Source organism: Leeuwenhoekiella aequorea, from assembly GCF_004104375.1.
Classification (GTDB): domain Bacteria; phylum Bacteroidota; class Bacteroidia; order Flavobacteriales; family Flavobacteriaceae; genus Leeuwenhoekiella; species Leeuwenhoekiella aequorea.
The window spans coordinates 662,346-675,387 of record NZ_QOVM01000001.1 but is presented as its reverse complement, the minus strand read 5'-3'; the positions used below and the strand labels follow the sequence as shown (position 1 = coordinate 675,387).

Sequence of the window (13,042 nt, the reverse complement as noted above, 5' to 3'; positions counted from 1 at the left end):
TAGCTTCAATTAAAAATAAAAAATGGCAAGAACTCAATCAAACATGCTTCCGTTAGGGACAATAGCTCCATTCTTTTCTTTGCTAAATCCGCTTACTAATAAATATGTCTCTCTTACAGATTGCGTGGGAGAACGAGGAACCGTGGTGATGTTTATTTGTAATCACTGTCCTTTTGTAAAGCACATTAATGATGAAATTGTGCGTATTGCAAATGACTACCGTGTGCTTGGGTTTAGCTTTGTTGCGATAAGCAGTAATGATGTAGAAAAATATCCCGAAGACAGTCCGTGGCTTATGCGTGATACATCACATAAATATAATTTTCCATTCCCATACTTATATGATGAAAGTCAGGAGATAGCAAAAGCATACGATGCGGCGTGTACTCCAGATTTCTATTTGTTTGATAGTGCATTAAAATTAGTTTACAGAGGTCAGCTCGACGATTCTAGACCTGGAAACGGAATTCCTGTAAATGGTAGAGATTTTAGAGAAGCATTAGATAATATATTCAACAACCGTAAACAAAGTGATGTTCAGAAACCCAGTATAGGATGCGGTATTAAATGGAAGAATCTGTAATAAATGTTTGAACATATTCATCCTTACGCACCATTTAATATAGAAGAGGCTACAAAACTCATCGTAGGCACATTACCTCCTCCCCGATTTACTACCGGAGAACTCCTAAAAGATGATGTAGATTTTTGCTACGGCAGCAAAAATGGAATGCTATGGCCCATTCTGGATCAAATATTTTCTCTCAATCTTAAATATGACAATTCGCAATTTGCAATTGACCAGCGCTTAAATTTTTTGAAGAAACATAGAATAGGTGTTTGTGATATAGTAGCATCAGCGTGGCGGGAAAAAATAGACGCTTCTGATCTGGGGATGCAACAAGTAGAACTTAGAGACTTAATAGGTATCCTTAAAAAACATTCTCAAATCAACACCTTATTATTTACAGGAGGCAATAGTAAAAATGGTCCTGAATATTTTTTTCGCCGTCAGACTAAAGAAAATGGAATTAAGCTTCAGGTTATTTCTGCAGAAGTACCTCGTATATACAGTTTTGAAATTGCCGGGAGATTAGTTAAAACAGTCTCTTTGACTGCTCCATCTGGAGCTGCGAATCGTGCTATAGGCAGTATGAAAGCTTATCAGCTTCAAAAGGATATAAATCCACTATACACAACATTCGATTTTAGAGTGAATCAATACAAACCCTACTTTACTGAGGATTACTAGAACAGTTTTGATTCAATAACATTTTTACGTTTAATCTTTCAATAATTTCCAAGATGAAAATTTATACACTCAGCTTAATTCTCCTAATCTTAACTGCTTGTGCAGAAAAACCAAAACCTGAAGATTTTGATCTAGAAACTCAATTTGAAAAAAGTAATGGTACACAAACTCCAACCTATATAGAGGTAATAAAATATTATAAAAATCTTGATTCTGCTTACGTATCTATAAAAACCTATGAAATAGGCACAACTGATAGTGGACTACCGCTAACACTTGTAACCTATAATCCAAATCGGAGTTTAGAATCAGAATTTTCAGAAAATGAAAATGCCCTGCGTATACTTATTAATAATGGTATTCATCCTGGAGAACCAGACGGCATTGATGCTACCATGATGATGATGCGGGATCTGGCAAATGGTAAAATAGAAACTCCCGAAAATGTCTGGGTAGGCGCTATAGCAGTTTATAATATAGGAGGAGCTCTTAATAGGAACAGCACAAGCAGAACTAATCAAAATGGCCCAGAAGAGTATGGTTTTAGAGGCAATGCCCGTAATTATGATTTAAATCGTGATTTTATAAAAGCAGATACTAAAAATGCACGCAGTTTTGCAGAAGTCTACCATCTTATTAATCCAGATGTACTTATAGACAACCACGTAAGTAATGGAGCCGATTATCAATATGTTTTAACACATTTATTTACTCAACATAATAAGCTAGGAGGTAAACTAGGGTCGTACTTAAATACTGAATTACATCCTAATCTTGAAAAATCATTAGAATCAAAAGGATGGCCAATCACTCCCTATGTAAATGTATTTAACGAAGTACCCGAAATAGGCTTTAGTCAGTTTATGGATTACCCAAGATATTCTACAGGTTATTCTACCTTATGGAATACGCTGGGTATGATGGTAGAAACACACATGCTAAAACCCTATAAACCTCGGGTAGAAGGAACTTATGAGTTAATGAAATCTATGCTGAAACTTACCTCTAGAGACGCAAAAAAAATTAAGCATATGCGTGCTGAAATTGACTCTCTTTATAAAAGCGGAAGTCTAACTAATACATATTATAATACGCAATACGCTATAGACAGTTCTCAAACTACTACACTTCAATTTAAGGGATATGAAGGTGAAAAAATAAAGAGTGCCGTAACTGGATTTGAGCGTTTAAAATATAATAGGGATAAACCCTTTACTAAGGAGGTAGCTTATTATAATAATGTGATGCCAACTGATAGCGTAAAAATTCCTGCTGCTTATATAGTTCCTGCCGGGCAACATCTTATAATTAACAGACTTAAAGAAAATAAAATCGCATATACTACATTTAAAAAGGATAGCATCTTACAAGCCACGGTTTACCATATTAAGGATTATAATACACGTAATTCTCCCTATGAAGGACACTATTTACACTCGAACACAAATGTCTCAAAGAGTATAGAAAACATCGCTGTAAAAGCGGGAGATTTACTGATATATACTGCTCAATCTGGTCTGCGTTATTTACTAGAAACATTAGAACCTACGGCGGTAGATTCATTTTTTAATTGGAATTATTTTGATACGTTTTTACAACAGAAAGAGGGCTTTTCTCCGTATGTATGGGAAGATAAAGCGCTAGAATTACTTAATACTGATATAAACCTGAAAAAAGAATTTGAAACGAAAAAAATGAATGATAGCGATTTTAGTAATAACTGGTATGCTCAACTAGAATGGCTTCATCAAAAATCTGAAAATTCGGAAGAGGCCTATTTACGCTACCCGATCTTTAGGATTGAGTAGTAAATATTCTTTAGGAAAAAGTAGCTTAATATTTTCATAGGATTTTGAAAGCGCTTTTTGAGATTTTTCAAAATTCTTCCAACGTACTTTTTTGATACCTTCAGATGGTTGTGGCTCGAGGTCACCTTCGTAAGTCGTTGTCATTTTATACCAGTATGTTTCTTTAAGCTTAAATTTATTGTTTCTCTTAAAGATGTGATAGGTCGTTGTGATATGATCGCCAAGTACGAGATCTCTACAACCTGTTTCCTCTTCTACTTCACGAATTGCACAAGCTTCGATAGATTCGTTTTTCTCTAATTTCCCTTTAGGCAAATCCCACTTACCGTTACGCTTGATAAATAAAATTTCTGAATTTTTATTGTAAACCATTCCTCCTCCCGCAATAACAACAGGAAGTTTTTTCTTTAGGAACTTAAGCAGTTTTTCGCCTTTAGGATGGTACAAATTTATGTAGGTAAGCTGTCCAAGATTTACTTGTTTAATAATGCTTTTAATTTTTGCACGTTTTAAAGGAATTGATGTGTAATTTGCGCCAATATACTTTTCAGTAGAAAGTATAATGGGCACATCATTTACAAAAACTTTATACATTTGTACCATGATTTTAAAAAAGGAAACAGCTAAAAAAACAGCTGAGTTGTTATTGCAAATTAATGCAATTAAATTACAACCACAAAATCCCTTCACATGGGCTAGCGGTTGGAAATCTCCAATTTATTGTGACAATCGTATCACGCTCTCCTACCCACAAATACGCAATTATTTACGGGAAAATATTGCTCAGCAAATAGAGCATTTATATGGCAAGCCAGATGTAATTGCCGGCGTTGCAACCGGAGCAATAGGTATAGGTATGCTTGTCGCAGATTATCTTAATGTGCCATTTGTTTACGTACGTCCTGAAGCAAAGAAGCACGGGAGACAAAATAAAATCGAAGGCAAACTCGATTCTGGACAATCTGTCGTAGTTGTTGAAGATTTAATAAGTACCGGCAAAAGCAGTCTTATGGCGGTAGATGCTTTAAAGGAAGCTGGGGCAAATGTTAAAGGCATGCTTGCGATCTTCACTTACGGTTTTGACATCGCACTTGAAAATTTCAAAGCGTACAACCTGGACCTTTACACATTAAGCGATTATGAGCATCTCCTGGAGCAGGCTTTAGATACCCGCTATATTTCAGAAAAAGAAAAACATACTTTGCAATCATGGCGTCTTTCTCCAGACACGTGGAATGCAGATTTATAATTAAACCTAAACTCATTTTACAGTTCAAAACAAACCTATGTTTATAGAAAGTCCAAAAAAAACAATTAACAAGAGCCCTGAAGTTATTTATACGTTTTTAAAAGACGTTAATAATTACAAACAGCTAATGCCAGACAGCATTAGTAAGTTTGAAATCTTAAGTGAAAAGCGCTTTTTGTTTGCATTAAAAGGAATGCCCGATATTGTTTTAGAATTAAAAAATAGCGTCCCGTATAACAAAGTGGTTTTAGGGGCTGCAAGTGAAAAATTACCATTTACACTTACGGCAAATATTAAACAACTTACAAGTGATAGCAGCGAAGCTCATTTTGAATTTGAAGGCGAATTTAATGCGATGATGTCAATGATGATAAAAGCACCTATCACAAAATTTATACAGACACTTTCAGAAAATCTACAGAATATCTAGTAGAGCATCTTAACTTCTTTTAAGTCAAATTCTTTGTAAAGCTCATCTTCTAACTGAAGGATGAGCTTTCCTGTTTTTGAAACTTCTTTGATGATAGCCGTAAACGTACTTCCATCTGGGAGTTTAAAAGTTGACGCTTTATCTTTTCTAAACAACTTTGATTCATAATCCTTCTTCAAGGCAATAAGTTGTCCTTGAGCAATTAATTCTACGTAATGATAAAATTTAGAAATAAGAATATGTAAAATCTCCTCAAGCTCATGATGTTTTCCGGTTTCTAATGCTATCGAGGTAGCTCGCGGCGCTCTTGTAAATACTCGTTGATTCACATTTAAACCCACTCCTATAATTACAGCATACAGACCATTACGTATCACGCTTTCTATAAGTACCCCACAAATCTTAGATCTACCTGCCAATATGTCGTTAGGCCATTTTACCGAAAGTTGTTCTATTCCTAACTGCTTTAGCGCATCATAAACTGCTAATGAAGTAGCCATTGTAATGTAAAATTGACGGTCAATACGCAACTCCCCAACCCGCTTGAACAAACTAAAAGTGAGGTTTTTATCTTTTTCAGATTCCCAAAAAGCACCACGTTGACCCCTTCCGGCAAGTTGCTCGGCAGCCCATACAATTGTATCCTCTACTACGTCGAGCTTTTTTGCATATGCTCTTAAGTAGGTATTAGTAGAAGTTGTGGCATTAAGTTTGACTATTTGCATAGAGTAATATGAATAGCTTAAAAGTTCTTACAAAAAACCTTATGAAACAAAATTGTAATAACTTTGTCAGACTAAAAAAGAATTAATGGCGAAAAAAGAAGTAAGTACAGATCTACTAATAACGACTATTCTAGAAGGTATTGAAGAGGTAAAAGGTCAAAATATTGATATATTGGATCTTAGGGAGATAGAAAACATGGTTTGCGACTACTTTATTATTTGTAATGGTACGTCAAATACTCAGGTAAATGCCATTGTAAATTCAATTCAAAAAACCGTAAGCAAAAAAATTAAGGATAAACCTTGGCACGTAGAAGGATTGCAAAATTCTGAATGGGTGCTAATGGATTATGTAAATGTTGTTGTTCACGTATTTCAAAAACACGTGAGGGAATATTATGACATTGAGAGTCTTTGGGGAGATGCCAAAGTAACATCAATCGAAACAAATTATTAAATCACATAGATGGCAGACAAATCAAAAAAGCCGGCACCTAATAAACCAAAATTTAGCGCCTGGTGGATATATACCGCAATAATTCTTGTATTTCTAGCATTAAATTATTTCAGCAGTAGTTCAGATTATGGAAATCCTAAAGAAATTCTTGAGAATCAGGTATTAACTTATGCAAAGGATGGTGATGTTGAGCGAATAGATATCAGTAAATCGAAACAAATCGCCTACATCTATCTTACTGCAGAAGCTGAAAAGAAAGAGGTTCATGCAAAACCTGCAGATAATGGTATGTCTATTTTAAGCTCAGATTCTGGTGCTGATTATGAATATCGTTATGCAACTCTTGAAGATCTTACCGATCAATTAGCTAAAATAGAAGAAAATCAAGGAATTTACATATCTCGTAAAGTACTTCCTCCAGATAATAATGTATTTGGTGATATATTACTCACCTTATTGCCTATAGCAGTTATTATAGGTATTTGGATATTTATAATGAGAAGAATGTCTTCTGGCGGTGCAGGTGGTGCAGGCGGACAAATATTTAATATCGGAAAGTCTAAGGCTAAGCTTTTTGACGAGAAAACCGATGTAAAAACTACTTTCAAAGATGTTGCTGGTTTAGAAGGTGCAAAAGAAGAGGTTCAGGAAATCGTTGATTTCTTAAAAAACCCGAGTAAGTATACAAACCTGGGTGGTAAAATACCTAAAGGAGCATTACTTGTAGGTCCTCCGGGAACTGGTAAAACTTTATTAGCTAAAGCTGTTGCCGGTGAAGCAAAAGTGCCATTTTTCTCATTATCAGGTTCAGATTTTGTAGAAATGTTTGTTGGGGTTGGTGCTTCTCGTGTACGTGATCTTTTCAAGCAAGCCAAAGAAAAATCTCCTGCAATTATATTTATTGATGAAATTGATGCGATAGGTAGAGCGCGAGGTAAAGCTAATTTTAGCGGTTCTAATGATGAGCGTGAAAATACCTTAAACCAACTGCTTACAGAGATGGACGGTTTTGGCACAAATACAAATGTAATTGTACTTGCAGCTACTAACCGAGCAGATGTACTAGATACAGCACTTATGCGTGCAGGTAGATTTGACCGTCAAATTTATGTTGACTTGCCAGATGTACGTGAACGTAAAGAAATTTTTGAAGTTCATTTAAGACCCCTGAAGAAAGTTGCTGATGAACTTGACACTGAGTTTATGGCAAAACAAACGCCTGGATTCTCTGGGGCAGATATTGCTAACGTTTGTAACGAAGCAGCATTAATTGCTGCAAGACAAGGCAAAACAGCGGTAGGACGTCAAGATTTCTTAGATGCAGTAGATCGTATAGTAGGTGGTCTTGAAAAGAAAAATAAGATTATTACGCCAGACGAGAAAAAAGCAATTGCATTTCACGAAGCTGGTCATGCTACAGTGAGCTGGATGCTTGAGCACGCCGCTCCTTTGGTAAAAGTGACTATAGTACCTCGAGGTCGTTCATTAGGAGCTGCCTGGTATTTACCAGAAGAACGTCTAATCGTACGCCCAGAGCAAATGCTTGATGAGATGTGTGCTGCTATGGGTGGTCGTGCTGCTGAGAAGGTTACATTTGATAAAATATCTACCGGAGCTTTAAGCGATCTTGAAAAAGTGACGAAACAAGCTCGTATGATGGTTACTACTTATGGTCTTAATGATGCAATAGGTAACTTAACCTATTACGACTCTTCAGGACAGAATGAGTACAACTTTAGCAAGCCTTATAGTGAAAAAACTGCTGAATTAATTGATAAAGAAATTTCAAAAATTATTGAAGAGCAATATCAGAGAGCGATCACAATTCTTGAAGAAAATAAAGATAAATTAAATGAACTAGCCGAAGTATTGCTTGATAAAGAAGTAATATTTAAAGATAATCTTGAGAAGATTTTCGGTAAGCGTCCATTTGAAAAACCTGAAGGTGTAGAGCAAAAAATGCAAGAAAACACACTTCCGGTTAGCGAGAATTAAAACACTTCTGGTGTACAAATTTTAAATCTTAACTTAACGCTTTGTTGAGTTAAGATTTTTTATATTTGATAAACACCTAATAACATAAGCATACACACTCATTTATGAGTATTTTAAAGAAACTCTTTAAACCCAAAAATTCAGAAGAATCTGATAAGCCAGGCACTACAAAAGCTGAGCGTGGGAAATATATGCCAGATATTAGCGCTCCTGCAGATGAGCGTTTTACAAAACATTTCATCCTTAATGGCGGTAAATTTTTATACTGCGTAAACATGGAGGAAATACACGAAAGTTTTGACAATATACTCCTTGAGAATGACTGGTATGAGCAAGACGTTTATTGTTTAGATGATAAGCTTGAAAGCCTCTTTGGCAACTACAATTTGATGTACGGAACAGAATCTGAGTCAAAATTTATGTTGTCGACCTGTGAAAATCTAATCGCTGACGATGGTAGTTTACTCATTTCTTCAAATCAAATTAAAGAAAAGAAACTAAAAGAACTCCCTCAGAACTTTGTGATTTTTGCTACTACAAGTCAAATTGTAAATAGCATTGGCGAAGGCTTACGCGGAATAAAGAAAAAAAACACAGGCTACATCCCTACTAATATAACAACCATAAAAAACTTTGAACCTAAAGAAGGACCCAAAGATTTTATGTCTTATGGAAGCAGTGCAAAAAACCTTTATTTATTGCTTCTAGAAGATTTATAGTATGCGCGAACTTACTGTACGAGCACTTTCCGGACTGTTGTATGTCATAATTTTATTGTTTTCCATTCTCTATTCTGAGAAATGGTATATACTTCTGTTTTTATTATTTGGTATTATAACACTTCGAGAATTCCTAAGACTTATAGGCTTTCAGTTTTGGTACACCTACGCGATTTTAATTTCTTTCATACTTTTTTTCAGTTATTTTAAGGTTTCCAAAATTGCCACTTTAATTCTATTAGGTTTCACTGTAGTTACGGGACTATATCTAATGAAAAATCTCTTCAGTGAGAAAATTAGAAAGTATGGTAAACTTCAAAAATTACACATCACGGTATTTTATATTATCGCGAGTTTTGTGTTTCTGACACTTTTACCCTCTCACGGTGATGAGTTTTCACCATACACAGTCGCCGGACTTTTTATTCTTATATGGACAAATGATACATTTGCTTATATCGTAGGTAAAAGTTTTGGTAGACATAAGCTTTTTCCCAGTATCTCTCCTAAGAAGACTATCGAAGGTTTTTTTGGCGGATTAGTTTTCGCTTGTATTGCCAGTTATTTTATTCATAAATTTACCGGCAGTCTTAATTTTAATATATGGCTGTCTCTGGCAGTTGTAATGAGTACTTTGGGAACTTTTGGAGATCTCATAGAGTCTAAGTTGAAACGCGAAGCCGGAGTTAAAGATAGCGGTACATTGATGCCGGGTCACGGCGGACTTTACGACCGTCTAGACAGTATTTTATTTGCAAGTCCGTTTATATATCTGGTTCTAATAGTTTTTGAATATGTTTCATAAAGAAGGTTATACGATAATAATAGTTACACTAATAATTGTAGCTATTGGTTTTATAAGTACGCAAACCTGGGTATCTCCAGTTTGGCTTCAGTATGTGTGTTATGCGACACTGGTAGTATTTTTAATCCTCATTTTGCAGTTCTTTAGAAATCCGAGTAGAATAGCAGATATAAACACCCAAGACGTAGTTTCTCCTGTAGACGGGAAAGTAGTAGTAATTGAAGAAGTATTTGAAAAAGAATATTTTAAAGAAAAAAGACTACAGGTTTCGGTTTTCATGTCACCTATCAATGTTCACGTAACCCGTTATCCTGTAACTGGGAAAGTAGTATATAGTAAATACCACCCAGGAAAATATCTTGTAGCTTGGCATCCTAAAGCTTCTGAAGAGAATGAGCGCACCACTGTCGTAGTTCGTTCTACTGGTTTTGGAGATGTTCTTTATAGACAAATAGCCGGCGCACTAGCTAAACGCATTGTAAACTATGCAAAAGAAGGCGATGAAGCTGTTAAGGGAGATGATAGCGGTTTTATAAAGTTTGGTTCTCGTGTAGATATTTATCTTCCTTTAGGCACACCTCTGGCTGTTAAATTAAATCAGAAGGTTAAAGGATCACAGAGTATTATAGCAACTCTTAAGTAGATCGTTTTGAGTAAAGAAAAATTGGATGAAGACTTCCAGAATGCTGCTGAAAGAGCCAGTAACACAAAGACTGTTTTACCTCCAGATATTCAGTTGTTACTCTACGCCTATTACAAAAAAGGCAATCATAAAAGCAAACTTATTCCTGTTGAGAATTTAAAGGAAAATGATTTAAGAAGTGCCTTTAAGTACAATGCTCTTATTCAAATCAAAGGACTCACTGCTACAGAAGCAAAAAAGGAATACATTAAGCTTGTAGCTCAATATATTCCTGATTAAATTTTATTACTCCGTTAAAGAAATAATCCTATTTCAAAGCTGCTAGTCTCTTTTCTAACGCATCAATTTTAGACTGTGCGTCTGCTTGTTTTTGACGTTCTATCGCTACTACTTGTTCGGGCGCTCCACTTACAAAGCGTTCATTAGATAACTTTTTAGTTACCGAATTCATAAACCCTCGGGTATAGTTTAATTCTTCCTCAATTTTAGCGAGTTCTGCTTCAATATCTATCGCTCCTGTTAGCGGAATAAAATATTCATTAGCTTTAACTCTAAAAGACAATGCACCATCTTTACTAGCTGTAGTAGTCTCAATAGTAGATAGATTACATAACTTTTTAATTATTCCATTAAAACGGTCTGTAAAACCTTCAGTATTCATCACGTAAAGCTCAAGCTCTTCTTTAAATGAAATATTTTTCTCTTTACGTATAGCACGAATTCCCGTTATTATTTGAGTCGCCAGATCAAAATCATTCAGTAGTTCTTTATCTCCAGCCTCAACTTCTGGCCAATTGTTTATTATCAATGCCTCATCTGGAGTACGCTCTGCGATATTTTGCCAGATTTCTTCCGAAGCAAAAGGAATAAACGGATGCAAAATGCGTAGATTATTTTCTAGAGCATTAATCACCATATCATAAGTTTTCTTATCAATCGGCTTACCATATTCAGGTTTTACAATCTCAAGCAACCAACTACAGAAATCATCCCAGACTAATTTATACGTAGCCATCAATGCATCGCTTATACGGTATTTGCTAAAGTGATCTTCAATCTCAACACCAGCATCTTTAAAACGTTCTGCATACCAATTCAACCCCTTTAAACTAGCTTCAGGTTGCGCTATCGTAGCATCAACTTCCCAACCTTTAATAAGTCTAAAAGCATTCCATATTTTATTTATAAAGCCTTTACCTTGCTGACATAAATCTTCGTCAAAAAGCAAATCGTTACCCGCAGAAGCACTTAACAATAAACCTACACGCACACCATCTGCACCATACTTATCGATTAGCATCATAGCATCTGGTGAATTACCTAATGATTTAGACATTTTACGGCGTTCTGCATCGCGCACTAGACCGGTTAGATACACATTAGTAAACGGTTTTTTTCCCGTATACTCATACCCTGCCATTATCATACGTGCTACCCAGAAAAATAAAATATCTGGACCGGTAACTAAATCATTTGTAGGATAGTAATATTTAAATTCTTCATTGTCAGGATTCGCAATACCATCAAAAACACTCATGGGCCACAACCAAGATGAAAACCAAGTATCAAGCGCATCTTCATCTTGCTTTAAATCTGCAAGCGTTAGATTTTCATTTCCTGTTTTTGCTCTTGCCAAAATTAAAGCCTCCTCCATATTTCTAGCAACTACAAAGTCTTCTTTACCATTGCCAAAATAGAAAGCTGGTATTTGTTGACCCCACCATAACTGTCTAGAGATATTCCAATCTCTAATATTTTCCATCCAGTGACGGTACGTATTGTCGAATTTCTTCGGAAAAAGATTTATCTCTTCAGTCTCTAATACTGCTTTAATTGCAGGTTCTGCCAAGTCTTTCATTTTCAAAAACCATTGATCTGAAAGCTTAGGCTCAATTACCGCTTTTGTGCGTTCTGATGTACCTACTTTATTAATATGGCTTTCCGTTTTAACTAAAGCACCAAGATCTTTAAGCTCTTTTACAATCTCTTCCCGAACCACAAAGCGATCTTTTCCTTCGTAATGCATTCCGAATGAATTTAAAGATGCATCGTCATGAAAAATATCAATGACATCCAGATTATGCTTATCTCCCAGCATTTTATCATTTTCATCATGAGCAGGAGTGACTTTTAAACAACCTGTACCAAACTCTAGATCTACGTATTCATCTTCAATAATAGGTATTACTCTATTAGCTATAGGCACTATAGCTTTCTTACCGCGCAAGTGAGCAAAGCGCTCATCGTTAGGATTGATGCAAATTGCAGTATCACCAAAAATGGTCTCTGGTCGTGTTGTTGCAATAGTTAGAACCTCATCACTGCCTTCCAACTTATAGTTTAAATAGTATAAATGCCCTTGACGCTCTTCATGAATAACTTCTTCATCAGACAAAGTTGTTTTTGCTTCAGGGTCCCAGTTAACCATGCGATGACCTCGGTAAATAAGTCCTTTGTTATATAGATCAATAAAGCTTTCAATAACACTAGCAGACATTGTGTCATCCATTGTGAAACGTGTGCGCTCCCAATCGCATGATGCTCCTAACTTTTTTAATTGCTCAAGGATTGTCCCTCCATATTTATCGGTCCATTCCCAGGCGTGTTTTAAAAACTCTTTTCTGGTAAGATCGCTCTTATTAATACCTTCGGCTTTAAGTTTTGCTACAACTTTAGCTTCTGTAGCAATAGAGGCGTGATCTGTACCCGGCACCCAGCATGCATTAAAACCTTTTAGACGAGCTCGTCGTATAAGAACATCCTGAATGGTATTATTCAACATGTGTCCCATATGCAGAATACCTGTCACATTAGGAGGCGGGATTACAATTGTATAGGGTTCTTTTTCATTAGGCTCTGAGTGAAAATAATTGTGTTTTAACCAGTAGTCGTACCACTTTTGTTCAACATCTTTCGAGCTATATTTTGAAGCTAATGCCATTCTTGGTCTAGTTTTTGA

14 protein-coding genes are annotated in these 13,042 nt (G+C 35.7%); 11 read left to right on the top strand and 3 right to left on the bottom strand.

Annotated elements, in window-relative coordinates; genetic code table 11:
* The first annotated feature begins 22 nt into the window (after positions 1-22).
* Genes DSM00_RS03010 through DSM00_RS03000 form a run of 3 tightly spaced genes read left to right on the top strand, consistent with a single transcriptional unit; the run spans position 23 to position 3,060 of the window.
* A complete protein-coding gene (locus DSM00_RS03010) occupies positions 23-583 on the top strand; it encodes a thioredoxin family protein (RefSeq protein WP_128756532.1) in 561 nt (186 codons plus the stop codon).
* A gap of 3 nt (positions 584-586) precedes the next feature.
* Positions 587-1,252, top strand: coding sequence for a uracil-DNA glycosylase family protein (locus tag DSM00_RS03005; protein WP_128756531.1), 666 nt, complete (start codon positions 587-589; stop codon positions 1,250-1,252).
* Positions 1,253-1,305: 53 nt separating this feature from the next.
* Positions 1,306-3,060, top strand: coding sequence for a M14 family metallopeptidase (locus DSM00_RS03000; protein WP_128756530.1), 1,755 nt, complete (start codon positions 1,306-1,308; stop codon positions 3,058-3,060).
* Here DSM00_RS03000 and DSM00_RS02995 read toward each other — a convergent pair.
* Positions 3,031-3,654 carry an NUDIX hydrolase gene (locus tag DSM00_RS02995; protein ID WP_164916286.1) on the bottom strand — a complete coding sequence of 208 codons (624 nt, stop codon included), beginning with the start codon at positions 3,652-3,654 and terminating at the stop codon, positions 3,031-3,033. The genes DSM00_RS03000 and DSM00_RS02995 overlap by 30 nt on opposite strands.
* A 7-nt stretch (positions 3,655-3,661) precedes the next feature.
* On the opposite strand from DSM00_RS02995, the gene pyrE reads away from it, so the two are divergent.
* Together pyrE and DSM00_RS02985 are read left to right on the top strand one after the other, a co-directional pair.
* Positions 3,662-4,309, top strand: a complete 648-nt coding sequence (gene pyrE / locus DSM00_RS02990; protein ID WP_128756528.1) for an orotate phosphoribosyltransferase — start codon at positions 3,662-3,664, stop codon at positions 4,307-4,309.
* A gap of 37 nt (positions 4,310-4,346) precedes the next feature.
* Positions 4,347-4,739: an SRPBCC family protein gene (locus DSM00_RS02985; RefSeq protein WP_128756527.1), complete on the top strand. Its 393-nt coding sequence runs from the start codon at positions 4,347-4,349 to the stop codon at positions 4,737-4,739.
* On the opposite strand, the gene DSM00_RS02980 is transcribed toward DSM00_RS02985, so the two are convergent.
* Positions 4,736-5,464: a biotin--[acetyl-CoA-carboxylase] ligase gene (locus DSM00_RS02980; RefSeq protein ID WP_128756526.1), complete on the bottom strand. Its 729-nt coding sequence runs from the start codon at positions 5,462-5,464 to the stop codon at positions 4,736-4,738. The two genes, DSM00_RS02985 and DSM00_RS02980, sit on opposite strands and share 4 nt — an antisense overlap.
* A gap of 85 nt (positions 5,465-5,549) precedes the next feature.
* Between DSM00_RS02980 and rsfS the strand changes: the two genes are divergently transcribed.
* The 6 genes from rsfS to DSM00_RS02950 all read left to right on the top strand — a co-directional run bounded on the left by rsfS (position 5,550) and on the right by DSM00_RS02950 (position 10,362).
* The gene (rsfS, locus tag DSM00_RS02975; protein ID WP_128756525.1) at positions 5,550-5,921 is read left to right on the top strand and encodes a ribosome silencing factor; all 372 of its coding nucleotides are present in this window, start codon (positions 5,550-5,552) and stop codon (positions 5,919-5,921) included.
* A gap of 9 nt (positions 5,922-5,930) precedes the next feature.
* Positions 5,931-7,916 (top strand): ATP-dependent zinc metalloprotease FtsH, encoded by a 1,986-nt coding sequence (gene ftsH / locus DSM00_RS02970; protein WP_128756524.1) that lies wholly within the window; start codon positions 5,931-5,933, stop codon positions 7,914-7,916.
* A 104-nt stretch (positions 7,917-8,020) separates the two neighbouring features.
* The gene (locus DSM00_RS02965) at positions 8,021-8,635 is read left to right on the top strand and encodes an LUD domain-containing protein (protein WP_128756523.1); all 615 of its coding nucleotides are present in this window, start codon (positions 8,021-8,023) and stop codon (positions 8,633-8,635) included.
* Between the two features lies 1 nt (position 8,636).
* Positions 8,637-9,440: a phosphatidate cytidylyltransferase gene (locus DSM00_RS02960; RefSeq protein ID WP_128756522.1), complete on the top strand. Its 804-nt coding sequence runs from the start codon at positions 8,637-8,639 to the stop codon at positions 9,438-9,440.
* Positions 9,430-10,083, top strand: coding sequence for a phosphatidylserine decarboxylase family protein (locus DSM00_RS02955; RefSeq protein WP_128756521.1), 654 nt, complete (start codon positions 9,430-9,432; stop codon positions 10,081-10,083). Before DSM00_RS02960 ends, DSM00_RS02955 begins: the two co-directional genes overlap by 11 nt.
* A 6-nt stretch (positions 10,084-10,089) precedes the next feature.
* Positions 10,090-10,362, top strand: coding sequence for an acyl-CoA-binding protein (locus DSM00_RS02950; RefSeq protein ID WP_241652342.1), 273 nt, complete (start codon positions 10,090-10,092; stop codon positions 10,360-10,362).
* Between the two features lie 28 nt (positions 10,363-10,390).
* Here DSM00_RS02950 and DSM00_RS02945 read toward each other — a convergent pair whose 3' ends face one another.
* Complete coding sequence (locus tag DSM00_RS02945; protein ID WP_128756519.1) at positions 10,391-13,024, bottom strand: valine--tRNA ligase; 2,634 nt, start codon at positions 13,022-13,024, stop codon at positions 10,391-10,393.
* Positions 13,025-13,042 lie beyond the last annotated feature (18 nt).

Bases quoted from the DNA above. Each gene is read 5' to 3' on its own strand.
- DSM00_RS03010 (WP_128756532.1), top strand. From the start codon at position 23: ATGGCAAGAACTCAATCAAACATGCTTCCGTTAGGGACAATAGCTCCA.
- DSM00_RS03005 (WP_128756531.1), top strand. From the start codon at position 587: ATGTTTGAACATATTCATCCTTACGCACCATTTAATATAGAAGAGGCT.
- DSM00_RS03000 (WP_128756530.1), top strand. From the start codon at position 1,306: ATGAAAATTTATACACTCAGCTTAATTCTCCTAATCTTAACTGCTTGT.
- DSM00_RS02995 (WP_164916286.1), bottom strand. From the start codon at position 3,654: ATGTATAAAGTTTTTGTAAATGATGTGCCCATTATACTTTCTACTGAA.
- pyrE (WP_128756528.1), top strand. From the start codon at position 3,662: ATGATTTTAAAAAAGGAAACAGCTAAAAAAACAGCTGAGTTGTTATTG.
- DSM00_RS02985 (WP_128756527.1), top strand. From the start codon at position 4,347: ATGTTTATAGAAAGTCCAAAAAAAACAATTAACAAGAGCCCTGAAGTT.
- DSM00_RS02980 (WP_128756526.1), bottom strand. From the start codon at position 5,464: ATGCAAATAGTCAAACTTAATGCCACAACTTCTACTAATACCTACTTA.
- rsfS (WP_128756525.1), top strand. From the start codon at position 5,550: ATGGCGAAAAAAGAAGTAAGTACAGATCTACTAATAACGACTATTCTA.
- ftsH (WP_128756524.1), top strand. From the start codon at position 5,931: ATGGCAGACAAATCAAAAAAGCCGGCACCTAATAAACCAAAATTTAGC.
- DSM00_RS02965 (WP_128756523.1), top strand. From the start codon at position 8,021: ATGAGTATTTTAAAGAAACTCTTTAAACCCAAAAATTCAGAAGAATCT.
- DSM00_RS02960 (WP_128756522.1), top strand. From the start codon at position 8,637: ATGCGCGAACTTACTGTACGAGCACTTTCCGGACTGTTGTATGTCATA.
- DSM00_RS02955 (WP_128756521.1), top strand. From the start codon at position 9,430: ATGTTTCATAAAGAAGGTTATACGATAATAATAGTTACACTAATAATT.
- DSM00_RS02945 (WP_128756519.1), bottom strand. From the start codon at position 13,024: ATGGCATTAGCTTCAAAATATAGCTCGAAAGATGTTGAACAAAAGTGG.